Here is a 24,675-nt window from a genome sequence, read left to right on the forward strand (position 1 = left end):
GGCGACTCGCCCCGGGGCTCGGCGTAGCCTAGACCCATGAGCCTTGCCCAGGACATCAAGCGCGTCGTTGCCCCGTTCCAGGTCGTCAGCGAGTTCCAGCCCGCCGGCGACCAGCCGCAGGCCATCGCGGAGCTGGCCACGCGCATCAAGGCCGGGGAGAAGGACGTCGTGCTGCTGGGCGCCACCGGCACCGGCAAGTCCGCGACCACCGCCTGGCTGGTCGAGCAGGTGCAGCGCCCCACCCTGGTGCTGGTGCAGAACAAGACGCTGGCGGCCCAGCTGGCGAACGAGTTCAGGGAGCTGCTGCCGAACAACGCCGTCGAGTACTTCGTCTCGTACTACGACTACTACCAGCCGGAGGCCTACGTCCCGCAGACGGACACGTTCATCGAGAAGGACTCCTCCATCAACGAGGAGGTCGAGCGGCTGCGGCACTCGGCCACGAACGCGCTGCTCACCCGCCGCGACGTCATCGTCGTGGCCACGGTGTCCTGCATCTACGGCCTCGGGACGCCGGAGGAGTACGTGGCGGGCATGGTGACGCTCCGCCAGGGCATGGAGCTCAACCGCGACGACATGCTGCGCCAGTTCGTGGCCATGCAGTACACGCGCAACGACACCGACTTCCACCGCGGGACGTTCCGCGTCCGCGGCGACACCGTCGAGATCATCCCCATGTACGAGGAGCAGGCGGTGCGCGTCGAGTTCTTCGGCGACGAGATCGAACGGATCCACACGCTCCACCCGCTCACCGGCGAGATCGTGCGCGAGGAGCAGGAGATGTACGTCTTCCCCGCGAGCCACTACGTCGCCGGCCCCGAACGCATGAACCGGGCGATCACGGCGATCGAGGACGAGCTGCGGGAGCGCCTGCAGGAGCTCGAGGACCAGAACAAGCTCGTCGAGGCCCAGCGCCTGCGCATGCGCACGACGTACGACCTCGAGATGATGCAGCAGATGGGCTTCTGCAACGGCATCGAGAACTACTCGCGGCACATCGACGGGCGCGGGCCCGGCACGGCCCCGCACTGCCTGCTCGACTACTTCCCCGACGACTTCATGCTGGTCGTGGACGAGTCCCACGTGACGATCCCGCAGATCGGTGCGATGTACGAGGGCGACATGTCGCGGAAGCGCACGCTCGTGGAGCACGGCTTCCGCCTCCCGTCCGCCATGGACAACCGCCCGCTGAAGTGGGACGAGTTCCTGGAGCGGATCGGGCAGACCGTGTACCTGTCGGCGACGCCGGGCAAGTACGAACTGTCGAAGTCCGACGGCGTCGTCCAGCAGATCATCCGCCCGACGGGCCTGGTCGACCCGGAGATCGTCGTGAAGCCGACGAAGGGGCAGATCGACGACCTGCTCGACGAGATCAGGGTCCGCACCGAGCGCGACGAGCGCGTCCTCGTCACCACGCTGACCAAGCGCATGGCCGAGGACCTCACCGACTACCTCACGGAGCACGGCGTCAAGGTGCAGTACCTGCATTCCGACGTCGACACCCTGCGCCGCGTCGAGCTGCTGCGCGAGCTGCGCCTGGGCGTCTTCGACGTGCTGGTCGGCATCAACCTGCTCCGCGAGGGCCTCGACCTGCCGGAGGTGTCCCTGGTGGCCATCCTGGACGCCGACAAGGAGGGCTTCCTGCGCTCCGGGACGTCGCTGATCCAGACCATCGGCCGCGCCGCCCGCAACGTGTCCGGGCAGGTGCACATGTACGCGGACCGGATCACCGACTCCATGGCCCACGCGATCGACGAGACGAACCGGCGCCGCGAGATCCAGGTCGCCCACAACCTCAAGCACGGCATCGACCCGCAGCCCCTGCGCAAGCGGATCGCGGACATCACGGACCAGCTCGCCCGCGAGGACGAGGACACGCGGCAGCTGCTGGAGAACAACCGGATGGCCAAGGGGGGCCGGCGCACCTCCACGGTGCGCAAGGCCGAGGACACCGTCCGGCGCGACGGCCTGGCCGCAGCGCCGGCCGAGGACCTGGTCGGCCTGATCGAGCAAATGACCGAGCAGATGCACGGCGCGGCCGCCGAACTGCAGTTCGAGCTCGCTGCCCGGCTGCGCGACGAGGTCGCCGACCTGAAGAAGGAGCTGCGCCAGATGCAGCAGGCGGGACACGCCTAGGGGCGCGACGGCGGGGCCCCGCCACGGGCGGTCCGGGACCCCCGCTGCGGTACACTGGTCCGAGCGTAGGGGAGTATCCCAAACACTGTGGACGTCAGCACGCCGGGCAACGGGGCCGGGCCGGGCGCAGTGGCCGATCCCGGACCGGGCGGCGGAGAGACTTGCGGCTCGACCCGTACCCCACCGCGGTCGCCCTTCCCGGCGCCGCCACGCGAAAGGACCTAGGTGTCTGATCAGCTGACCCTGCAATTCGAGGTCGTGACGTTCGTCGTCCTCGGCCTTGTCCTGCTCTTCGACCTGCTCTATGTGGTCAAGCGGCCGCACGAGCCGTCCATGAAGGAGGCCGGCCTCTGGGTCGGCTTCTACGTGTTCCTCGCCCTCGTCTTCGCGGGACTGATGTTCTGGCAGGCGGGCCCCGACTACGGCCAGGAGTTCCTGGCGGGCTGGATCACCGAATACAGCCTCAGCGTGGACAACCTGTTCGTGTTCATCGTGATCATGGCGCGGTTCTCGGTGCCCCGGAAGTACCAGCAGGAAGTGTTGATGTTCGGCATCATCATCGCCCTGGTCCTGCGCGGCATCTTCATCCTCGTCGGCGCCGCCATCATCGAGAACTTCAGCTGGGTCTTCTACGTCTTCGGCGCGTTCCTGCTGTGGACCGCCTGGAAGCAGGCCACCGACTCCGGCGAGGACGAGGAGGAGGGCTCGAACAACGGCCTCATCGCCCGCCTCACCAAGCGCCTGCCGGTCAGCGACGCGTACGACGGCAACAAGCTGCGCACCGTCGTGGACGGCCGCAAGGTCTTCACCCCGATGGTCATGGTCTTCATCACCATCGGCATGACCGACCTGCTGTTCGCCGTCGACTCCATCCCCGCGATCTTCGGCCTCACCCAGAGCGCGTTCATCGTGTTCACGGCCAACATCTTCGCCCTGATGGGCCTGCGGCAGCTGTACTTCCTGCTGGGCGGCCTCATGGACCGCCTCGTCTACCTCAAGCACGGCCTGTCCGTCATCCTCGCCTTCATCGGCGTCAAGCTGGTCTTCCACGCGATGCACGAGAACGAGCTGCCGTTCATCAACGGCGGCCAGCATATCGAGTGGGTCCCCGTGATCTCGACCCAGCTGTCCCTGGGCGTGATCCTCGCGACGATCGTCATCGCCACCGTCGCGAGCCTGCTCAGCCCCGCCGGCAAGCGGGCCGCCGTCGACCAGCGCCTGCTGGACGACGAGCGCCGGGCGCACACGGACGCCGAGTAGCCCGCCCGCCCGTCCCGCCGGGCGGGCCGGACGCGGAGCACGACGGAGCGGCGCAGCGCACCCCACCCGGGGCCGCTGCGCCGCTTCGTTGCCTCCGGGGCCGCCGGCGGCGCGTGCCGTGCCGGTGAGGCAGCCGGCGCTAGCGCCCCCGCGCCTCCTCGTGGAAGCCCGACAGGGCCAGGAGCCGCGCGAAGATCCCGGCGCCGTCCTCCGCGAGCCCGTCGTGGTGGAACTCCGGGGTCTCCCAGGCGCGCAGCCCGCGCACCCGCCCGGCGGTCTCCATCGAGAGCGCCCGGTCCACGTAGACGTCGTCCGCGTACACGGCGGCGGCGACGGGCACGGTGTTCGCGCCGAGCCGCTCCGGGTCGTACAGGTCCGGCCAGTCGGCGCGCTGGGCGAGCAGGTGCGCCGTCCCGCGCAGGGGCCGCAGGGCCGGATCCTCGTCGAAGTACCAGGGGTAGACCATTTCCCCGGTGAGCAGCGGCTGCTCGGCGGTGGGGGAGAACCCCGGGAACTCGTCCAGGAGGCGGGCGGCCGCCCAGCCGGTCGCGGCGTGCTGGGCGTAGATGGATTCGTGCATCAGGGCGTAGAGGGGGTTGGCGAGCCGGGAGGCCTGCGCTTGCAGGGCCGCGAGGAACGCGTCCGAGAGCCGGGGCCCTGCCGGGGTGTCGACGAACGCGGACTCGAGCACGTGGTGCAGGGTGTCGATGCGCAGGTTGCCGCCGAGGTATTGGCCCAGCATTTGGACCACGCCCACGGTGACGGGACGCCCGTCCGGCAGCGATTCCGCGTGGCCGGACCGCACGTGCCCGACGACGCGGTCCAGCGCCGCCCGGTCGGCCGGGTACCGGTCGAAGTACTCGGCGTTGCGGGCCGCCATGCGCGCGTACGTCGCCCGGTAGACGCGGTCGGCGGTGCCCTCGAGCGGAGCCAGTCCGCCGGTGACCAGGCACCGCTCCAGGCCGTGGGGCGCGAGGGAGAGGTAGGTCAGCGTGCAGAAGCCGCCGTAGCTTTGGCCCAGGGTCGTCCAGCGCCCGGCCCCGAGCTCGCGGCGGATCGCCTCGGCGTCCAGCACGATCGAGTCCGCCCGGAAGTGCGCCAGGTAGGCGGCCTGCGCGGCGGCGTCCCCGCGCAGCGGCAGCGTCTGCCGGTTCGCCGGCGTGCTTAGGCCCGTGCCGCGCTGGTCCAGCAGCAGGATCCGGAAGTCCCGGGCCGCCTGCCGCATCCAGCCCGACAGGACGGTGGGCCGCGGGGCCTGGCCGCCGGGGCCGCCCTGCAGGTAGAGCAGCCACGGCAGCGACTCCGGGTCCGGCAGCGACGCGGCGCGCACCTCGCGCGCGAACACGGTGATCCGCTCGCCGTCGGGATCGCCGTGGTCCAGGGGGAGGGAGAACTCGTGCTCCACGGTGTGCATGTCCCGCAGCCGGTGCTCCGCGACGACCCGGTGCACGGGCGCGTCCGGGCCCGGCCGTGCGGTCCGGCCCGAGGCCGCCGTCGTCCGCTGCCCCGCGCTCACCGCGCGTCCGCCCCGGGAACGGCGGCGCTGCGGTCGCCGGCCGGGCGGCCGGCGGCGCCGCGCCCTGCGAGGGCCCTCAGGGCGGCGCCGTCGAGCCGGCGGGTGGTCCACCCGTCCATCGACGCGGAACCGAGCGCGTCGTAGAAGGCGATGGCCGGCGCGTTCCAGTCCAGCACCGCCCACTCGACGCGGCGGTAGCCCCGCTCCACGGCGATCCGCGCCAGCTCGGCCAGCAGCGCCGTGCCGTGTCCGCCGCCGCGGGCCTCGGGGCGCACATACAGGTCCTCGAGGTGGATGCCGTGCGCGCCCTCCCACGTGGAGTAGGTGAGGAACCAGAGGGCGAATCCGGCGACGCGGCCGTCCGGGCCCTCGGCCACGTGGGCGAACACCCGCGGCTCGGCTCCGAACAGGTCGCGCAGCAGGTCGGCCTCGGTCGCCCGGACCGCGTCCGGCTCCCGCTCGTACTCGGTCAGGCCGCGGATCAGCTCCAGCAGCACGGGGACGTCGTGGGGGCGGGCGGGGCGGATGCTCATGGGGCGAGCCTACCGGGGCGCGCCCGGGACGCCGGCGGTCCACCGGGCGCCGACCCGTCGGACGCGCCGCGTAGGGTGGGGGCGTTCCCGCTCCGGGGCCGACCCCGACCACCCACGACCGAAGCAAAGGGGGTCCACCCGATGATGGGCGGGCACCATGCAGCCTGCGGCGCCGCCGCCTGGGTTGCCGTCACCACGCAGTTCCACGTGCCGCTCTCCGCCCTCCGGCGGTGGTGGGCCTCCGCCCCGGATGACCTCGCCGTCGGCTGGGGCCTGCTCGAGGTCACGCCGCTCGGCGTCGCCGCCGGTGCGCTCGTGTGCGCGGGCGCCGCGCTGCTCCCCGACGCCGACCACCGGCACGCGAGCATCGCCCAGTCCCTGCCGCCCGTGTCCAACCGCCTGTGCGCCGTGCTGGGGCGGCTGGCCGGAGGGCACCGCAACGGGACGCACACGGTGTTCGGGGTCGCCGCCTTCACCGCCGTCGCCTGGGTGGCCGGGCTGTGGACGGTGCCGGGCGGGCCGTTCGGGACCGTCTACCCGGGCGCCGGCCTCGTGGCCGTCGTGCTCGCCGCGTTCGCGTTCAAGGCCCTGCGCTTCATCCCGGACTCGATGCGCCGCCTGCCCTGGCTCGTGGCCCTGCCGGCGGGGGCCTTCGTGGCCCTCTGCGCGCCGGGGGAGCAGTACTGGTTCGTGCTCGCCGTCGCGCTCGGCACGGCCGTGCACATCGCCGGGGACCTGCTCACCGACGGCGGCTGCAACCTGGTGTGGCCGCTGCGGGTCCGGGCGCCGCGGTCGGTGCGCCGGGTCCCGCTGCTGCGGACGGCGTGGCGGCGCAGCGGCCGCGTGGCGCTGCCCGTGCTGGGTCGGGCCGGTTCGTGGCGCGAGTGGCTGGTGTGCGTCCCCGTGTCCGCGTACGCGTTCGGCGGGATCGTGGTCCCGCTCTGGGCGGCCACGCGGGACGGCGCGGCCGCCGCGCTGGCCCTGCTGTCCGGCGCGCTCAGCTAGGCCCGGCGCGTCCCGCGCGCCACGGGGCCCCCTACCGGGCGACGCCGTCCAGGCGGCCGACGCCGGTGACGGTGACGACGGCGGCGCCGGCCTCGTCCGAGGCCGCCAGGTCGACGACCGCGTCGATGCCCCAGTCGTGGTGCCCCGCCGGGTCGGCGAACGCCTGCCGCACCCGCCAGACCGGGCGGCCGTCCTCGCGCGCCGGCTCGATGGCCAACAGCTGCGGGGCCCGGCCGCCGGGGCCGTCGTCGATGTCGTCGTGCTCGCCGAAGTACCCGTCCATCGCGTCGGCCCACGCGTCGGGGCCGAAGCCGGCGTCGCCGTCGAGGTCGCCCAGCTCGGCCTCCCGCTCGTCGGCGAACAGCCGCACGCGCCGGAACATCTCGTTGCGGACCATGACCCGGAAGGCCCGCTCGTTGGCCGTGACCCGGTCCGGCTGCGGCGGCACGATGTCCTCGGCCGGATCGTCGGGCATCTCGCCGGAGGCCAGCTGCTCCCACTCGTCCAGCAGGCTGGAGTCCGTCTGGCGGACCAGCTCGCCGAGCCAGGCGACCAGGTCCTCGAGGTCCTCGCGGAGCGCGTCCTGCGGCACGGTCTGGCGCAGGGCCTTGTAGGCGTCCGTCAGGTACCGCAGGAGGATGCCCTCGGAGCGGGCCAGCTGGTAGTGGCGGATGTAGTCCCCGAACGACATGGCCCGCTCGTACATGTCCCGGACCACCGACTTCGGGAACAGCTCGAAGTCGGCGAGCCAGGGCGCGCCGGCGCGGTACGTGTCGAAGGACTGCTCCAGCAGCTCGGCCAGCGGCCGCGGGTGCGTGACCTCCTCTAGGGCGGCCATCCGCGCGTCATACTCCAGCCCCTCGGCCTTCATCGCGGCGACCGCCTCGCCGCGGGCCTTCTTCTCCTGCGCGTTCAGTACCTGCCGCGGCCGTTCGAGCGTGGCCTCGATGACGGAGACCACGTCGAGCGCGTAGGACGGCGAGTCCCGGTCGAGCAGCTCCAAGGCGGCCAGCGCGAACGGCGACAGCGGCTGGTTCAGCGCGAAGTTCGGCTGCAGGTGCACGGTCAGGGCGAGCCGGTTCCCGTACGCGTCCGGCTCGTCGAGCCGGGTGACGACGCCCGTGGCCAGCAGCTCGCGCAGGATGCCGAGCGCGCGGCGCAGCAGGGACCGCTGGCGGGCGGGCGGCTCGTGGTTCTCGGTCAGCAGCCGGCGCGCGGCGGCGAAGGCGTCCCCCGGGCGTTCGAGGAGGTTCAGCAGCATCGCGTGCGTGACCGTGAAGCTGGACTGCAGCGGCTCCGGGGCGGAGGCGACGAGCTTGTCGAACGTCTTCTCGCTCCACGTGACGAAGCCCTGGGGCGGCTTCTTCTTGGTGACCTGGCGCAGCTTGCGCTGGTCGTCGCCGAACTTCGCGACCGCCTTCTCCATGGCGCGCTTGTTCTCGATGGCGTACTCCGGTGCCTGGACGACGACGGTGCCCGCCGTGTCGTAGCCCGCCCGGCCGGCGCGGCCGGCGATCTGGTGGAACTCGCGGGAGTTCAGGGGCCGCATGCGCGTGCCGTCGAACTTCGTCAGGGCCGTGAGCATCACCGTCCGGATCGGCACGTTGATGCCCACGCCGAGGGTGTCGGTGCCGCAGATGACCTTGAGCAGGCCGGCCTGGGCCAGCTGCTCGACGAGCCGCCGGTACTTCGGGAGCATGCCGGCGTGGTGCACGCCGATGCCGTGGCGGACCAGCCGGTTCAGGGTCTTGCCGAACCCCGCGGAGAACCGGAAGCCGCCGATCAGGTCCGCGATCCGGTCCTTCTCCTCGCGCGTGCACACGTTGACGCTCATCAGCCCCTGGGCGCGCTCGATCGCCTCGAGCTGGCTGAAGTGCACCACGTAGACGGGGGCCTGCCGGGTCGAGACGAGCTCCTCGATGGCCTCCTGGACCGGCTGTTCGGAGTAGTAGTGGTGCAGCGGGATGGGCCGCTCGGCGTGGGCGATCGTGGTGGACGCCCGCCCCGTCCGGGCCGCGAGCTCGTCCTCGAAGCGGGTGGTGTCGCCCAGCGTCGCGGACATCAGCAGGAACTGCGCCTGCGGCAGCTCCAGCAGGGGAACCTGCCAGGCCCAGCCGCGCTGCGGGTCCGCGTAGAAGTGGAACTCGTCCATCACGACGCAGCCCACGTCCGCCTCGGAGCCCTCGCGCAGGGCGATGTTCGCCAGGATCTCCGCGGTGCAGCAGATGATCGGCGCGTCGGCGTTGACCGAGGAGTCCCCGGTGACCATCCCGACGTTCTCCGCGCCGAAGATGCCGCACAGGTCGAAGAACTTCTCCGAGACCAGCGCCTTGATCGGCGCCGTGTAGAAGCTGACCTCGCCACGCGCCAGGGAGTTGAAGTGCGCGGCGACGGCCACCAGCGACTTCCCGGAGCCAGTGGGGGTCGCCAGGATCGTGTTGTGCCCCTGGACGAGCTCCATCACCGCCTCGTCCTGCGCGGGGTAGAGCTCGATCCCGCGGTGCTCCACCCACCGGATGAAGGACTCGTAGGTGGATTCGGCGGTCGCCCCGCGCGGCGGGTCGTCTGGGAGCAGTTCGGTCAGCAGCATGGTGCCTCCAGCCTACCCGCGGGCCGCCGGCGGGGCGCCGCCGTCGTACGCTGGGCGCATGCGCTGGGATCCCGCCGCCTACGCCGAGTTCTCCGGCGACCGCGACCGTCCGTTCTTCGACCTCGCCGCCCGCATCCGGGCCGGCACGCCGCGGCGCGTCGTGGACCTCGGCTGCGGCCCCGGGCACCTGACCGCTGCGCTCGCCGACCGGTGGCCAGGCGCCGCCGTCGTCGGCCTCGACTCCTCGCCCGAGATGCTGGCCCGCGCCCGCGCCGCCCACGCCCCCGGAACGGAGGGCCACCGCCCGAACCTCGCGTTCGCGCCCGCGGACGCCGCGGAATGGGAGCCGGAGGCCGGGACCGACGTGCTGGTCAGCAACGCGATGCTGCAGTGGATTCCCGGCCACCTCGCGCTCGTCGGGCGGTGGCTGGACGCGCTGCCCACCGGCGCCTGGTTCGCGGCCCAGGTCCCGGGGAACTTCGGCGCCCCCTCGCACGCGCTGCTGCGTGGCCTCGCCGCGTCCCCGCGCTGGGCGCCGCGGCTCGACGGCGTCCTGCGCCACGCGGAGGCGGTCGGCGCGCCGGAGGACTACCTGTCGCTGCTGCTGGCCCACGGATTCGAGGCCGACGTGTGGGAGAGCGTCTACCGACACGTCCTCACCGGGCCGGACCCGGTGTTGCGCTGGGTCCGCGGGACGGCGCTGCGGCCCGTCCTCGCGGTCCTCGGCGCGGGGGAGGCCGAGGAGTTCGAAGCCGAGTACGCGGCCCTGCTCCGCGGGGCCTATCCGCCCCTCGCCGGGGCCGGTGCCGACGGCCGGGAGCCCGTCACGGTCCTGCCGTTCCGGCGGGTCTTCGCGGTGGGCGTGAAGCGGTCACGGGGGCGCGCCCGGCCCGTCGGCCCGGCGCGCCCCGTCCCCAACGCCTAGGGGCCCGGCCGCGGGGCCACTCGGCCCGCTGGACGTCCTCGCCGGCGCCGGAAGCTACCAGCCGCGCTCGCGCCACTCGGGAAGGTGCGGGCGCTCGGCACCGACCGTCGTGCCCTTCCCGTGGCCGGGGTGGACGAGGGTGTCGTCGGCGAAGCGCTCGAACACGCGCCCGACCACGTCCGTGTACAGGGAATCGAACCGGTCCGGGTCGCCCTGCGTGTTGCCGATCCCGCCCGGGAACAGGGAGTCTCCGCTGAAGACGTGCGCGGGCCCGGCGGGGTCGCGGTAGACGAGCGCGACCGAGCCGGGCGTGTGGCCGCGCAGGTGGATGGCCTCGAGCTCGAGGCCCGGCACGGCCACGGCGTCGCCGTCGCGCAGCTCGCGGTCGATCCGCACCCCCGTGTCCGTCCGGATGGCCTCGGCGTCGTCGGCGCCGGCCGCCAGGCCCACGCCGGGTTCGGTGGCGAGCTCCGGCAGGGCGCGCACGTGGTCCCAGTGCCTGTGGGTGGTCACGACCACCGCGAGCTGCGTGCCGCCGGGCGCGTCCCCGGCGGCCGAGGCGATGAGCCCGCGGATGGCCCCCGCGTCGTCGGCGGCGTCGATGAGGATCTGGGACCCGGTCTCCTTCGAGGTCACCAGATAGACGTTGTTGTCCATCTCCGACACGGAGATCCGTCGGATGGTGGCCTTCGGCAGGTCGTGCAGGAGGGTCGCGGTGGTGTCCATGGCCACAGGCTACCGAACGATGCGCCACACCCGGAACGAACGATCCGGGACAGCTCAGGCATGGCGCCGTTTCCGGCGCCGTCCGGGAGAGTATGGTTGCGGCCACGGGGGATACAAAACGAAGGACTTGGGGAGGAAAACCATGGAGGAGGATGTCCTCGCATTCATGAAGGTCGACCACGGCGGCCGGGTCAATCCGTACGAGCAGATCCGCCGGCAGATCCTGGACGCGGTCGCGCAGGGCCGGCTCGTGCCCGGGACAAAGCTCCCGCCGGTGCGGCGCCTGGCCCAGGACCTCGGGGTCGCCGCGAACACCGTGGCCCGCGCCTACCGCGAGCTGGAGCAGGCGGGCGTGGTCTCCACCCGGGGCCGCAACGGCACGGTCATCGAGGCGACCGCGAACGACGTCGGCCGGCACGTCGGCGACGCGGCCACGGCGTTCGCCCACGAGTCCCTGCGCTGGGGCGTGGGGGAGGACGAGGCGGTCGAGTACGTGCGCGCCGCGTTCCGCGGAAGGTAGCGCCGGCTCCATCGGGCGCTCGCCGGAGGGCGACGGCGGCGCCCCGGGTGGGTGACGCGCGTCTTCGAACGCGAGTTCGAAGAAGTTTTCGACTACCATATGAGGGTGCCTTCCACCAACACGCTTGAAGAGTCCGTGCCCGCCGTCGGATCCGGCGCCCCGGACCAGTCCCGGCTGATCGTCAAGGGCGCGCGCGAGCACAACCTGCGCAACGTCGACGTCGACCTGCCCCGCAACGCGCTGGTGGTCTTCACCGGCCTGTCCGGGTCCGGGAAGTCCTCGCTGGCCTTCGACACGATCTTCGCGGAGGGGCAGCGGCGCTACGTCGAGTCCCTCTCCGCCTATGCCCGCATGTTCCTGGGCCAGGTGGACAAGCCCGACGTCGACTTCATCGAGGGCCTCTCGCCGGCCGTGTCGATCGACCAGAAGTCCACGAGCAAGAACCCCCGCTCGACCGTCGGCACGATCACCGAGATCTACGACTACATGCGCCTGCTCTGGGCGCGCGTCGGCCGCCCGTACTGCCCCGAGTGCGGGGAGCCGGTTGCGCGGCAGACGCCCCAGCAGATCGTCGACCAGCTGCTCGAGCTGCCCGAACGGACCCGCTTCCAGGTCCTGGCCCCGGTCGTCCGCGGGCGCAAGGGCGAGTTCGTGGAGCTGTTCAAGGAGCTGGCGGCGAAGGGCTTCGCCCGTGCCCGCGTCGACGGGGAGACCGTCCAGCTGGACGACCCGCCCACGCTGAAGAAGCAGTTCAAGCACACGATCGAGGTGGTCGTCGACCGGCTCGCCATCAAGGACGGGGTGCGGCAGCGCCTCACGGATTCGATCGAGACCGCCCTGGCGATCGCGGACGGGCGGGTCCTGGCCGACTTCGTCGACCTGCCCGCCGAGGACGAGGGCCGCGTCCGGGCGTTCTCGGAGCACCTGGCCTGCCCCAACGAGCACCCGCTGGCGATCGACGAGATCGAGCCGCGCTCCTTCTCCTTCAACAACCCCTACGGCGCCTGCCCGGCCTGCACCGGCATCGGCAGCAAGCTCGAGGTCGACGAGGACCTCGTGGTGCCCGACCCCGACAAGACGCTGGCCGAGGGCGCCATCGCCCCGTGGTCGCTGGGCGCCGCCACGACCGAGTACTGGAACCGGCTGCTCACCGGCCTCTCCAACGAGCTCGGCTTCTCGATGGACACCGCCTGGGGCAAGCTCTCCGCCGCCGCGCGGAAGGCCGTGCTCCACGGCAAGGACCACAAGGTCGTCGTCCAGTACCGGAACCGCTTCGGCCGCGAGCGCACCTACTCCACGGGCTTCGAGGGCGTCGTCCAGTACATCCACCGCAAGCACTCGGAGACGGAGTCCGACCAGGCCCGGGACCGGTACGAGGAGTACATGCGGCAGGTGCCGTGCCCCGAGTGCGACGGCGCGCGCCTGAACCCGGCGTCCCTGTCCGTGCTGCTCGGCGGCAAGTCCATCGCGGCCGCATCCGCGCTGCCGTTGCGCGAGGTGCGGGGGTTCCTCGGCGCCCTCGAGCTCACGGACCGCGAAGCGACGATCGCCGGCCAGGTGCTCAAGGAGATCGGCGCCCGGCTGGACTTCCTCCTGGACGTCGGACTCGAGTACCTCAACCTCGAGCGCGCGGCAGGGACCCTCTCCGGCGGCGAGGCGCAGCGCATCCGGCTCGCCACCCAGATCGGATCCGGCCTGGTCGGCGTGCTCTACGTCCTCGACGAGCCGTCCATCGGACTGCACCAGCGGGACAACCGGCGGCTCATCGAGACGCTCACCCGCCTGCGCGACCTCGGCAACACGCTCATCGTCGTCGAGCACGACGAGGACACCATTGCGGAGGCGGACTGGATCGTCGACATCGGCCCGGGCGCCGGCGAGCACGGCGGCACGGTCGTGCACTCCGGCTCGCTCGAGGGGCTCCTGGCCAACGACCGGTCCCTGACGGGCGACTACCTGGCCGGCCGCAAGTCGATCGAGCTGCCTGCGGAGCGCAGGCCCATCGACCGCAAGCGCCAGGTCAAGGTCGTCGGGGCGCGGGAGAACAACCTGCGCAACCTGTCCGTCTCCTTCCCGCTGGGCGTGTTCACCGCCATCACGGGCGTCTCCGGCTCCGGGAAGTCGACCCTGGTGAACGACATCCTCTACAAGGTGCTCGCCAACAAGCTCAACGGCGCCAAGCAGGTGCCCGGCCGGCACACGCGGGTCGAGGGCCTGGACCAGCTGGACAAGGTCATCCACGTGGACCAGAGCCCCATCGGCCGCACGCCGCGCTCGAACCCGGCCACGTACACCGGCGTGTTCGACCACATCCGGCGCCTGTTCGCCGAGACCAACGAGGCGAAGCTGCGCGGCTACCAGCCGGGACGGTTCTCCTTCAACGTCAAGGGCGGGCGCTGCGAGGCGTGCTCCGGCGACGGCACGCTGAAGATCGAGATGAACTTCCTGCCGGACGTCTACGTCCCGTGCGAGGTCTGCCACGGAGCCCGCTACAACCGGGAGACGCTGGAGGTCCACTACAAGGGCAAGACCATCGCCGACGTGCTGGACATGTCCATCGAGGAGGGCGCCGAGTTCTTCGCGGCGTTCACCCCGATCGCCCGCCACCTGCGCACGCTCGTCGACGTCGGCCTGGGCTACGTGCGGCTCGGGCAGCCCGCGACGACGCTCTCGGGCGGCGAGGCGCAGCGCGTGAAGCTGGCGGCGGAGCTGCAGAAGCGGTCGAACGGGCGCAGCATCTACGTCCTGGACGAGCCGACGACCGGCCTGCACTTCGAGGACATCCGCAAGCTGCTGGCCGTCCTCCAGGGCCTCGTGAACAAGGGCAACACCGTGATCACGATCGAGCACAACCTCGACGTCATCAAGAGCGCCGACTGGCTGATCGACCTCGGGCCCGAGGGCGGTTCCGGCGGCGGGCAGGTCGTCGCCGAGGGGACTCCGGAGCAGGTCGCGAAGGTCGCGGAGAGCCACACGGGGGCGTTCCTGGCGCAGATCCTCGGCTAGCGGCGCGGCGGGGGGAGGCCGGGTGCCACGCCCGGGCGCGTGGGCGTGCAACAATGTCCGGGTGTCCATTTCCGCCCGTGCCGTGCTGTTCGACCTCGACGGCACCCTGGTGGACCCGGCCGGGGCCATCACGGGCGGCATCCTCACGGCACTGCTGAAGAACGGCATCCCCGACCCCGGGCCGGACGTGCTGCACGCCCTCGTAGGGCCCCCGCTGGCCGCCGGTCTGCTCACCGTCCCCGGCGTCGCGGAGCGCGACCTGCCGCGCATCATCGCGGACTACCGCGCCGTGTACGCCGCCGAGGGCATGGCCTCCAGCCGCGTCTACCCGGGCGTTCCCCGGATGCTGGACGCGCTGCTCGACGCCGGCGCTGCCCTGGCCGTGGCGACCTCGAAGCCCACCGACATCGCCCGCCGGCTGTTGGAGATCCAGGGCCTCGCGGACCGCTTCGGCTCCGTCCACGGCTCGGACCCGAACGAGCTGGCGAACCTGCCCGCCGGGCACGGCAAGGCGCACATCGTCCGGGCCGCCTTCGAGGCCGTCGGCACGGACCCCGCGGAAACCGTGATGGTGGGCGACCGCCACTACGACGCCGAGGGCGCAGCGGCCCACGGCATCCCGTGCATCGGCGTCGCCTGGGGGTTCGCCGCCGACGGCGAGCTCGAGGCGGCCGGGGTGCGCCGCGTCGCCGGGACCGCCGAAGAACTGACCGACCTGCTGCTCGGGCCCATCGCCGAGGAGGCCACCGCCTAGATGTCCATGTACGAAGGGGTCCGCCGCACGTTCCGCGGCGCGATCGGGGGAACCTGCCGCCCGACCGTCACCGGACTGGAGAACGTCCCCACCGAGGGCCCGTTCATCGTCGCCTCGAACCACCTGTCCTTCCTGGACAGCATCATCATCCAGGCGCTGATGCCCCGTCCCGTCGCGTTCTTCGCCAAGGCCGAGTACTTCACCACGCCCGGGCTCAAGGGCCGGCTGATGAAGGCGTTCTTCGAGTCCGTCGGCTCCATCCCCGTGCAGCGCGGCGAGCAGGCCGCGTCCGTGGCCGCGCTGGACTCCCTCGTCGCCATCCTCGACGAGGGCCGCGGCGTCGGCATCTACCCGGAGGGCACGCGGTCCCGGGACGGGCGCATCTACCGCGGCCGGACCGGCGTCGGCTGGCTGGCCCTGTCGACGGGGGCGCCCGTGGTTCCCGTGGGGCTCATCGGGACCGAGCGCCTGCAGCCGGCGGGCCGCAACCGGATCACCCCGCGGCACTTCACGCTGGTGGCGGGGGAGCCGCTCGTGTTCGACCGCCTCGGCCCCAAGCACCCGCTGCCCGAGCGCCGGGCCGCCACGGACAAGATCGTCGACGCGATCGCGGCGCTGACGGGCCAGGAGCGGGCCCCCGGCTACAACCAGGTGCCGACGGACCAGTAGCGTTAAGGCATGGCCGATCCCTCCAGCTACCGCCCGCGGACCGGGGAGATCCCCACCTCGCCGGGCGTCTACCGCTTCCGCGACCCGCAGGGCCGCGTCGTGTACGTGGGCAAGGCGAAGAACCTGCGGTCCCGGCTGAACTCGTACTTCGCCAACCCCGCCACGCTTCCGGCCAAGACGCACACCATGGTGCACACGGCGTCCGGCGTCGAGTGGACCGTGGTGGGCAGCGAGCTCGAGGCCATCCAGCTCGAGTACACGTGGATCAAGGAGTTCTCGCCCCGGTTCAACATCATGTTCCGGGACGACAAGTCGTACCCCTACCTCGCCGTCACGCTGGGCGAGAAGTACCCGCGCGCGCAGGTCATGCGGGGGGACCGGCGCAAGGACACCAAGTACTTCGGCCCGTTCTACCCGGCCAAGGCCATCCGCGACACGCTCGACACCCTGCTCCGGGTGTTCCCGGTCCGCACGTGCTCCGCGGGCGTCTTCGCCCGCGCCGAGCGGACCGGGCGGCCCTGCCTGCTCGGCTACATCGACAAGTGCTCCGCCCCCTGCGTCGGCCGCATCAGCCCCGCCGACCACCGGGCCCTCGCCGAGGACCTGTGCCGGTTCATGGGCGGGGAGGGGACGCGCTTCATCCGGGACCTGGAGAACAAGATGGCCGCCGCCGTCGCCGAGCTGGAGTACGAGCAGGCGGCCCGCCACCGCGACGACATCGCCGCGCTCAAGCGCGTGTTCGAGCGCAACGCCGTCGTCCTCTCCGAGGACACCGAGGCGGACGTCTTCGCGCTCGCGGAGGACGAGCTCGAGGCCGCCGTCCAGGTCTTCCACGTCCGGGACGGGCGCATCCGCGGCCAGCGCGGCTGGGTCGTGGAGAAAGTCGAGGACACCACCCCCGAGGCATTCGTCGAGCACCTGCTCCAGCAGGTCTACGGGCAGAACGCCGCGGACCGGCTGCCCAAGGAGATCCTGGTCCCCGTCGAGCCGGAGAACGCCCCCGAGCTCGCCCAGTGGCTGCGCGGCCTGCGCGGGGCGGCCGTGAACCTGCGCGTGCCCCGCCGGGGGGGGAAGGCCGCCCTCCTGGGCACCGTCCGCGAGAACGCGGAACAGGCGCTGCGCCTGCACAAGTCCCGCCGGGCGGGCGACATCAGCGTCCGCAGCGCCGCCCTCCAGGAGCTGCAGGAGTCCCTGGGGCTGCCCGTGCCGCTCCTGCGGATCGAGTGCTACGACATCTCGCACGTCTCCGGTACGAACGTCGTCGCATCCATGGTCGTCATGGAGGACGGGCTGCCGAAGAAGTCCGACTACCGCAAGTTCTCCATCACGGGGGACGCCGCCCGCGACGACACGGCCTCCATGTACGACGTGATCACCCGCCGCTTCCGGCACTACCTCGAGGACCAGGACCAGCCCGTCCCGGCGATGGGCGGGGAGATCGACCCGGAGGCGGACACGGCGCGGACCCACCGCCGCTTCGCCTACCCCCCGGCGCTCGTGCTGGTCGACGGCGGACCGCCGCAGGTCGCCGCCGCGTCCCAGGCGCTGGCCGACCTCGGCATCGACGACGTGTACGTCGCCGGCATCGCCAAGCGCCTCGAGGAGCTGTGGCTGCCCGACGACCCGTTCCCCGTGGTCCTGCCGCGCGCCTCCGACGCGCTCTACATGGTCCAGCGCATCCGCGACGAGGCCCACCGGTTCGCCATCACGTTCCACCGCAAGAAGCGCACCACCTCCATGCTGCACTCGATCCTGGACGACGTCCCCGGGCTCGGACCCGCCAAGCGCAAGGCCCTCCTGAAGCACTTCGGCACGCTCAAGGCCATGCGCGCCGCCACGGAGGAGGAGCTGCGGCAGGTCCCCGGCGTCGGCCCGGCCCTCGCCGCGAACCTGCGCGCCGCGTTCGCGGCGCCCCCGCGGCCGGCGGCGCCGGACGGGGCGGGCGCCCCGGCCCCGGGCGCCGACGCGACGGCCCCCGACGGCGGCGCGGAAGCGGCGCCCGGCGAGGACGACGGCGGCGTCCCCGACGGGGCGGTGCCGATCGTCAATACCGCCACCGGCGAGATCCTAGGATGGGAGCATGCCTGACCTCGAGCCAGTGAAACCCGCCCAGTCCGAACTGCTCATCGTCACCGGCATGTCCGGGGCCGGCCGCACGACGGCGGCGCACGCGCTCGAGGACCACGGCTGGTACGTCGTCGAGAACCTCCCGCCCCAGCTCCTGACCACGCTCACGGAGCTCGTCGCCCGCACGCCGGGCGCGATCCCGAAGCTCGCCGTCGTCATGGACGTGCGCAGCAAGGCCCTGTTCCCCGCGCTGCGGGAGAACCTCCAGCTGCTGCGCGCGGCCGGGGTGGACTACCGGGTCCTGTTCCTCGACGCGAGCGACGAGCACCTGGTCCGCCGCTTCGAGCAGGGCCGGCGGCCGCACCCGCTGCAGGGGACCGGCCGGATCCTGGACGGGATCGCCGCGGAGCGGGAGGTCCTGCGGGAGCTGCGCGAGCGGGCCGAGGTCGTGCTGGACACGACGACGATGAACGTCCACGCGCTCGCCACGGCGATCACGGAGCTGTTCTCGGAGTCCGGGCCCATCGTGGTCCGCCTGAACGTCATGAGCTTCGGGTTCAAGTACGGGCTGCCGGCCGACGCGAACTTCGTGGCCGACGCCCGCTTCCTGCCCAACCCGCACTGGGTCCCGGAGCTGCGGCCGCACACCGGTCAGGACGCCGTCGTCAGCGACTACGTCCTGGCGGGGGATGGCGCCTCCGACTTCATCGGGCGCTACCTCGAGGCCCTCGAGCCGGTCCTGGAGGGGTACCGCCGGGAGAACAAGCACTACGCGACCATCGCCGTGGGCTGCACCGGCGGCAAGCACCGCTCCGTCGCCATCGCGGAGGAGCTGGCCCGGCGCCTCCGGCAGCTGCCACGGGTCACCGTCGCCGTCAACCACCGCGACCTGGGACGGGAGTGAGCATGGCGGTCACCGGCCAGTTCCCGCTCGTCCCCCCGCCGTCGGCCGGGGGGCGCGGTTCCGTCAGCGTCGCTGCCCTCGGCGGCGGCCACGGCCTCTCCGCCACGCTGGCGGCGCTGCGGCGGATCACCACCGACCTCACGGCCATCGTCACCGTGGCCGACGACGGCGGCTCGTCCGGGCGCCTCCGCCGCGACCTCGGCGTCCTGCCGCCGGGGGACCTGCGCATGGCGCTGGCCGCGCTGTGCGACGACACGGACTGGGGCCGCACCTGGCGCGACGTCATGCAACACCGGTTCGCCCCGGGCGGCCAGCCCGGCGACGCCGCCGGGCTGGCCAACCACGCCATCGGCAACCTGCTGATCGTGACGCTGTGGGAACTGCTCGGGGACCCCGTGGCGGGGCTCCGCTGGGCGGGGGCCCTGCTGGGCGCCCGGGGCCAGGTGCTGCCCATGAGCACCGTCCCGCTGACGATCGCCGGGGAGGTGCTGGGCGAGGACCCGGAGGGGCGCCTCGTCAACCAGCGCATCGAGGGCCAGGCCGAACTGGCCGTCGCGGGCAAGAACGGGGCGGTCAGCCACGTCGAGCTCAGCCCCGCCGACGCCCCGGCGTGCCCCGAGGCGCTCGAGGCGATCGAGCTGGTCGACTGGGTCGTGCTCGGCCCCGGCTCCTGGTACACCTCCGTGCTGCCGCACCTGATGCTGCCGGAGATGCGGCGGGCCCTGGAGGCCACCCCGGCGCGGCGCCTGCTGACCACGAACCTCACGTCGGACCACGAGACCGCCGGGCTCTCCGCGGCGGACCACCTGAAGGTCATCAACCGGTATGCGCCGGACCTGCGTTTCGACGCCGTCGTCGCCGACCCGTCCTCGATCGACGACGTCGAGGAGTTCCGGGCCGCCGCCGAACGGCTGGGCGCCCGGTGCTTTTTCGGTAAGGTAGGCGAGGGCAGGGGCCGCGCCGTCCACGCGCCGCTGCGGCTGGCCAGCGCCTACCAGGACGTGTTCGCGGCCTTCGAGACGCATGACAACGGCAGTGAGGAAGACAAGCCATGGCACTGACAGCCTCGGTCAAGGAGGAACTGTCCCGGCTGGACGTCAAGAAGTCCTCCGAACGCAAGGCCGAGGTCTCCGCGATGCTGCGCTTCGCCGGCGGCCTGCACATCGTCTCCGGGCGGATCGTGATCGAGGCCGAGGTGGACCTCGCCGCCACCGCCCGCCGCCTCCGCCAGTCGATCGCGGAGGTCTACGGGCACGCGGCGGAGATCATCGTGGTCTCCGGCGGCGGCCTGCGCCGCGGGAACCGGTACGTCGTCCGCGTCGTCCGCGAGGGCGAGTCGCTGGCCCGCCAGACCGGGCTCCTCGACGGGCGGGGCCGGCCGGTCCGGGGCCTGCCCGCAGCGATCGTCAACGGGTCGGTCGGCGACGCCGAGGCCGTCTGGCGCGGCGCGTTCCTGGCCCACGGCTCGCTCACCGAGCCCGGGCGATCCTCCTCCATGGAGGTCACCTGCCCCGGCCCGGAAGCAGCCCTGGCCCTCGTCGGCGCCGCCCGCCGCCTGGACATCGTCGCGAAGGCGCGCGAGGTGCGCGGCATCGACCGCGTCGTCATCCGCGACGGCGACAGCATCGCCGCGCTGCTGACCCGCATGGGCGCCCACGACGCGCTGATGGTGTGGGAGGAGCGCCGCATGCGCAAGGAGGTGCGCGCCACCGCGAACCGGCTCGCCAACTTCGACGACGCCAACCTGCGCCGCTCCGCGCAGGCCGCCGTCGCCGCCGGCGCGCGCGTCGAGCGCGCGCTCGAGATCCTCGGCGACGACGTCCCCGACCACCTGCAGTACGCCGGCGCGCTCCGCGTCGCGCACAAGCAGGCCAGCCTCGACGAGCTCGGCCGGCTGGCGGACCCGCCGATGACCAAGGACGCGATCGCCGGGCGGATCCGGCGGCTCCTGGCCATGGCCGACAAGCGGGCCACCGAACTCGGGATCCCCGGCACCGAGGCCAGCGTCACGCAAGAGATGCTCGAAGGCTGAGACACAGGTTTCCGCGTCCTGCCGGGCGCGGGATGCATGAACGGCACGCCCCCGCGGGGCGCACCACGAATGGAGGAACGATGACGCAGTACACCCTTCCGGAGCTGTCCTACGACTACGCCGCCCTGGAGCCGCACATCTCGGCGCGGATCATGGAGCTGCACCACTCCAAGCACCACAACGCGTACGTGACCGGCGCCAACACGGCCCTGGAGAAGATGGCGGAGGCCCGGGACAAGGGCGACGCCGCCGGCGCCGCCAAGCTGTCCAAGGACCTGCAGTTCAACCTCGGCGGCCACATCAACCACTCGATCTTCTGGAACAACCTGTCCCCGGAGGGCGGCGACAAGCCCGAGGGCGAGCTGGCGGCCGCGATCGACGAGTACTTCGGCTCCTTCGACGGGTTCCGCGGCCACTTCACCGGCGCGGCCACCACGATCCAGGGCTCCGGCTGGGCGATCCTGGCCTACGAGCCGCTGGGCGGGAACCTGGTGATCGAGCAGATGTACGACCAGCAGAACGGCGTCCCGGTCGCGACGACCCCGCTGCTGCAGCTGGACATGTGGGAGCACGCCTTCTACCTCGACTACCAGAACGTCAAGGCGGACTACGTCAAGGCGTTCTGGAACATCGTGAACTGGGCCGACGTGGCCCAGCGCTTCGAGGCCGCCCGCAACGGCGCCTCCGCGCTGGTCACCGCCGGCAAGTAGCCCGCGCGGGGTTCCCCCACGCCCACGGCGCCGACCGCCGCATCCCGGACTCCGGGCGCGGCGGCGGCGCCGTTCGCGTTCGCGGGGCGTTCACCCGGACCCCCTTGCCCGCGGGCGACGCGTCGATAGAGTGGCCGTGCAGCCTGTCCCCGTCGCGAGGAGAGTGGAGCATGACCGTCCGCATCGGCATCAACGGCCTCGGCCGGATCGGCCGCAACGCCCTCAGGGTGGTCCACCAGTTGGGCGACGACATCGAGATCGTCGCCGCCAACGACCTGGCCCCGGTCGACGACCTGGCGATGCTCGTCAAGTACGACACCGTGCTCGGCCCCCTCGACGCCGAGGTGAAGGCCTCCGGCCACGACCTGCTGGTGGGCGACCGCTCGGTGCGGGTCCTGTCCGAGAAGGACCCCGCGGCGCTGCCGTGGGCGGACCTCGGTGTCGACGTCGTCGTCGAGTGCACCGGCCGGTTCAACAACGGCACGGATGCGCGCAAGCACCTCGACGCGGGCGCCCGGAAGGTCGTGCTGTCGGCGCCCGGCAAGCACATCGACGCCACGTTCGTCCTCGGCGTCAACGACGACACGTACGACCCGGACACGCACCACATCGTCTCCAACGCGTCGTGCACGACGAACTGCCTCGCTCCGCTGGCGAAGGTGCTGCACGACTACTTCGGGATCGTCGACGGGATCATGACGACGATCCACGCCTACACCGCGGACCAGAACCTCCAGGACGGCCATCACAAGAAGGACCGGCGCCGCGCCCGCGCCGCGGCCGCCAACATGATCCCGACCTCGACCGGCGCCGCGAAGGCCATCGGCGAGGTCATCCCCGAGCTCAAGGGCCGCCTGGACGGATTCGCCATGCGCGTCCCCGTCATCACCGGTTCGGCCACCGACCTGACCGTGGAGCTCCAGCGCCACGCGGAGGTCGAGGAGGTCAACGAGGCCTTCCGCGGGGCCGCCGAGTCGGGGCCGCTCGCGGAGTACCTGCGCTACAGCGAGGACCCGCTGGTCTCCTCCGACATCGTCGGGGACCCGCACTCGGCGATCTTCGACGCGCCCCTGACGAAGTCGATTGGCCAGACCGTCAAGGTCATCGGCTGGTACGACAACGAGTGGGGCTACAGCAACCGGCTCATCGACCTGACCCGGATGGTGGGCACCGGCCGCTAGCGGGCCGCCCTGCGCGACGGCGCGCGTGCGCGTCACGGACGGACCCGCGGGGCGCCCGTCGTATAGCCTGAATGCATGACTGCCAAGACCCTTGATGCCCTCCTTGCCGAGGGCGTGGCCGGCCGCCACGTCCTGGTGCGCAGCGACCTCAACGTGCCCCTCGACGGGTCGACCGTGACGGACGACGGCCGCGTGCGCGCCTCCCTGCCCGTCCTGGAGAAGCTGGCCGACGCCGGCGCCCGGGTCCTCGTGATGGCCCACCTGGGCCGGCCCAAGGGCCAGCCGGATCCGCAGTACTCGATCCGTCCCGCCGCGGACCGCCTGGCCCAGCTGGCGCCCTTCCCCGTGAAGACCGCGTCCGACACGGTGGGCGAGAACGCGCGCGCCGTCGCCGGGTCGCTGGGCGACGGCGAGGTCCTCGTCCTGGAGAACGTCCGTTTCGACGCCCGCGAGACCAGCAAGGACGAGGCCGAGCGGGCCGCGTTCGCCGACGAGCTCGCCACCCTCACCGGCGGCAACGGCGCGTACGTCAACGACGCGTTCGGGGCCGTGCACCGCAAGCACGCCTCCGTGTACGACATCGCCGCGAAGCTGCCCTCCTACCAGGGCGACCTGGTCCGCACCGAGGTCGAGGTCCTCAAGACCCTGACCGATGCGCCCAAGCGCCCCTACGTCGTCGTGCTGGGCGGCTCCAAGGTCTCCGACAAGCTCGCCGTCATCGACAACCTGCTGGGCCGCGCGGACCACCTGCTGATCGGCGGGGGGATGGCGTTCACGTTCCTCAAGGCCCAGGGCCACGAGGTCGGCGCGAGCCTGCTGGAGGAGGAGCAGCTCGACACCTGCCGCGGCTACCTCAAGCGGGCGCAGGAGATCGGCTGCGACATCGTGCTGCCGACCGACATCGTCGTCGCGGAGAAGTTCGCGGCCGATGCCGGCCACGAGGTGCTGGCCGCCGACGCCCTCGAGTCCGGCCGCTTCGGATCGGGCGGGCTCGGCCTCGACATCGGTCCGGCGTCGGGCGAGCGGTTCGCCAGCTACATCCGCAGCGCCAACACGGTCTTCTGGAACGGGCCCATGGGCGTGTTCGAGATGGACGCCTTCGCCGGCGGCACCCGCGCCGTGGCCCAGGCGCTTTCCGACTCGGAGGCGTTCAGCGTCGTCGGCGGTGGCGACTCCGCGGCGGCCGTCCGGACCCTGGGGTTCCACGAGGACGACTTCGGCCACATCTCCACCGGCGGCGGCGCGAGCCTCGAGTACCTCGAGGGCAAGCAGCTGCCGGGCCTGACCGCGCTCGACGGGAAGTAGGGCCCATGGCCACCACGACCAACGGACGGTTCGACCGGCGCCCGCTGATCGCGGGCAACTGGAAGATGAACATGGACCACGTCCAGGGCATCACGCTGCTGCAGAAGCTCGCGTGGACGCTCGAGGACGCCCGCCACGACTTCGACCGCGTCGAGGTCGCCATCTTCCCGCCCTTCACGGACCTGCGCGGCGTCCAGACGCTCGTCGCCGGGGACGACCTGCCCCTGGCCTACGGCGGCCAGGACCTGTCCCCGCACGATTCCGGCGCCTACACCGGCGACGTCTCCGGCCAGTTCCTCGCCCGCCTCGGCTGCGCCTACGCACTCGTCGGCCACAGCGAGCGGCGCACCATCCACGGCGAGTCCGACGACGCGGTGCGGGCCAAGGTGGAGGCGGCGTACCGCCACTCGCTGGTCCCCGTCCTCTGCGTCGGCGAGGGGCTCGAGGTCCGGCAGGAGGGCCGCCACGTCGAGCACACGCTCGGCCAGCTGCGCGCCGCAGTCGCCGGCCTCGACGCGGAGCAGGCCGGCCGCCTGGTCGTCGCGTACGAGCCCGTGTGGGCGATCGGCACCGGGGAGGTGGCCGGGCCCGAGGACGCACAGGAGATGTGCGCCGCGCTGCGCGGCGAGCTGTCCGCGCTGCACGGCGCCGAGGCGGCCGCCTCCGCCCGGCTGCTCTATGGAGGCTCCGTCAAGGCGGCGAACGCGGGGGCCATCATGCGCGGCCGTGACGTCGATGGCCTGCTCGTGGGCGGCGCCAGCCTCGATCCGGCCGAGTTTGCTAGCATTGTCAGGTTCGAGCACCATCTCGTGACCGACTAGACGCCACAAACGGAA

20 protein-coding genes are annotated in these 24,675 nt (G+C 72.3%); 16 read left to right on the forward strand and 4 right to left on the reverse strand.

From position 1 onward, the window contains the following. Nucleotides 1-36: 36 nt before the first annotated feature. Together uvrB and AC1Q5D_RS14765 are read left to right on the forward strand one after the other, a co-directional pair. Complete coding sequence (gene uvrB / locus AC1Q5D_RS14760; RefSeq protein WP_481739219.1) at nt 37-2,136, forward strand: excinuclease ABC subunit UvrB; 2,100 nt, start codon at nt 37-39, stop codon at nt 2,134-2,136. Between the two features lie 225 nt (nt 2,137-2,361). After that, nucleotides 2,362-3,396, forward strand: a complete 1,035-nt coding sequence (locus AC1Q5D_RS14765) for a TerC family protein (RefSeq protein WP_481739220.1) — start codon at nt 2,362-2,364, stop codon at nt 3,394-3,396. A gap of 139 nt (nt 3,397-3,535) precedes the next feature. On the opposite strand, the gene AC1Q5D_RS14770 is transcribed toward AC1Q5D_RS14765, so the two are convergent. Beyond that, nucleotides 3,536-4,810: an alpha/beta fold hydrolase gene (locus AC1Q5D_RS14770; RefSeq protein ID WP_481739247.1), complete on the reverse strand. Its 1,275-nt coding sequence runs from the start codon at nt 4,808-4,810 to the stop codon at nt 3,536-3,538. 98 nt (nt 4,811-4,908) lie between these two features. Next, nucleotides 4,909-5,445, reverse strand: coding sequence for an N-acetyltransferase family protein (locus AC1Q5D_RS14775; RefSeq protein ID WP_481739221.1), 537 nt, complete (start codon nt 5,443-5,445; stop codon nt 4,909-4,911). A gap of 141 nt (nt 5,446-5,586) precedes the next feature. Here AC1Q5D_RS14775 and AC1Q5D_RS14780 point away from each other — a divergent pair, with 141 nt between their 5' ends. Further along, on the forward strand, nt 5,587-6,450 hold the full coding sequence (locus tag AC1Q5D_RS14780; protein WP_481739222.1) for a metal-dependent hydrolase: 864 nt from the start codon (nt 5,587-5,589) through the stop codon (nt 6,448-6,450). A 31-nt stretch (nt 6,451-6,481) separates the two neighbouring features. On the opposite strand, the gene AC1Q5D_RS14785 is transcribed toward AC1Q5D_RS14780, so the two are convergent. Beyond that, on the reverse strand, nt 6,482-9,040 hold the full coding sequence (locus AC1Q5D_RS14785) for a DEAD/DEAH box helicase (RefSeq protein WP_481739223.1): 2,559 nt from the start codon (nt 9,038-9,040) through the stop codon (nt 6,482-6,484). A gap of 58 nt (nt 9,041-9,098) precedes the next feature. On the opposite strand from AC1Q5D_RS14785, the gene AC1Q5D_RS14790 reads away from it, so the two are divergent. Beyond that, nucleotides 9,099-9,965: a methyltransferase domain-containing protein gene (locus AC1Q5D_RS14790; protein ID WP_481739224.1), complete on the forward strand. Its 867-nt coding sequence runs from the start codon at nt 9,099-9,101 to the stop codon at nt 9,963-9,965. A 54-nt stretch (nt 9,966-10,019) separates the two neighbouring features. On the opposite strand, the gene AC1Q5D_RS14795 is transcribed toward AC1Q5D_RS14790, so the two are convergent. Beyond that, entirely contained in the window at nt 10,020-10,691 is a 672-nt protein-coding gene (locus AC1Q5D_RS14795) for an MBL fold metallo-hydrolase (protein ID WP_481739225.1), read from the reverse strand. Between the two features lie 142 nt (nt 10,692-10,833). Here AC1Q5D_RS14795 and AC1Q5D_RS14800 point away from each other — a divergent pair, with 142 nt between their 5' ends. From AC1Q5D_RS14800 to tpiA, 12 genes are all read left to right on the forward strand, one after another. Continuing rightward, entirely contained in the window at nt 10,834-11,211 is a 378-nt protein-coding gene (locus AC1Q5D_RS14800) for a GntR family transcriptional regulator (RefSeq protein WP_481739226.1), read from the forward strand. 99 nt (nt 11,212-11,310) lie between these two features. Then, nucleotides 11,311-14,217 (forward strand): excinuclease ABC subunit UvrA, encoded by a 2,907-nt coding sequence (gene uvrA / locus AC1Q5D_RS14805; protein WP_481739227.1) that lies wholly within the window; start codon nt 11,311-11,313, stop codon nt 14,215-14,217. Between the two features lie 61 nt (nt 14,218-14,278). Next, the gene (locus AC1Q5D_RS14810; RefSeq protein ID WP_481739228.1) at nt 14,279-14,971 is read left to right on the forward strand and encodes an HAD hydrolase-like protein; all 693 of its coding nucleotides are present in this window, start codon (nt 14,279-14,281) and stop codon (nt 14,969-14,971) included. Continuing rightward, entirely contained in the window at nt 14,972-15,640 is a 669-nt protein-coding gene (locus tag AC1Q5D_RS14815; RefSeq protein ID WP_481739229.1) for a lysophospholipid acyltransferase family protein, read from the forward strand. A gap of 9 nt (nt 15,641-15,649) precedes the next feature. Next, nucleotides 15,650-17,728, forward strand: coding sequence for an excinuclease ABC subunit UvrC (gene uvrC, locus AC1Q5D_RS14820; protein WP_481739230.1), 2,079 nt, complete (start codon nt 15,650-15,652; stop codon nt 17,726-17,728). Further along, complete coding sequence (gene rapZ, locus AC1Q5D_RS14825) at nt 17,721-18,611, forward strand: RNase adapter RapZ (RefSeq protein WP_481739231.1); 891 nt, start codon at nt 17,721-17,723, stop codon at nt 18,609-18,611. The genes uvrC and rapZ overlap by 8 nt, the downstream gene beginning before the upstream one ends. A 2-nt stretch (nt 18,612-18,613) precedes the next feature. Continuing rightward, the gene (locus tag AC1Q5D_RS14830; RefSeq protein WP_481739232.1) at nt 18,614-19,672 is read left to right on the forward strand and encodes a gluconeogenesis factor YvcK family protein; all 1,059 of its coding nucleotides are present in this window, start codon (nt 18,614-18,616) and stop codon (nt 19,670-19,672) included. Further along, the gene (whiA, locus tag AC1Q5D_RS14835) at nt 19,663-20,643 is read left to right on the forward strand and encodes a DNA-binding protein WhiA (protein WP_481739233.1); all 981 of its coding nucleotides are present in this window, start codon (nt 19,663-19,665) and stop codon (nt 20,641-20,643) included. The genes AC1Q5D_RS14830 and whiA overlap by 10 nt, the downstream gene beginning before the upstream one ends. A gap of 80 nt (nt 20,644-20,723) precedes the next feature. Beyond that, entirely contained in the window at nt 20,724-21,353 is a 630-nt protein-coding gene (locus AC1Q5D_RS14840) for a superoxide dismutase (protein ID WP_481739234.1), read from the forward strand. Between the two features lie 170 nt (nt 21,354-21,523). Next, nucleotides 21,524-22,534, forward strand: a complete 1,011-nt coding sequence (gap, locus tag AC1Q5D_RS14845) for a type I glyceraldehyde-3-phosphate dehydrogenase (protein ID WP_481739235.1) — start codon at nt 21,524-21,526, stop codon at nt 22,532-22,534. A 75-nt stretch (nt 22,535-22,609) separates the two neighbouring features. Beyond that, nucleotides 22,610-23,839, forward strand: a complete 1,230-nt coding sequence (locus AC1Q5D_RS14850) for a phosphoglycerate kinase (RefSeq protein WP_481739236.1) — start codon at nt 22,610-22,612, stop codon at nt 23,837-23,839. A 5-nt stretch (nt 23,840-23,844) separates the two neighbouring features. Beyond that, the gene (gene tpiA, locus AC1Q5D_RS14855) at nt 23,845-24,660 is read left to right on the forward strand and encodes a triose-phosphate isomerase (RefSeq protein WP_481739237.1); all 816 of its coding nucleotides are present in this window, start codon (nt 23,845-23,847) and stop codon (nt 24,658-24,660) included. The last annotated feature ends 15 nt before the right edge of the window (nt 24,661-24,675 follow it).

The sequence above is a fragment of the Arthrobacter paludis genome (assembly GCF_056782315.1).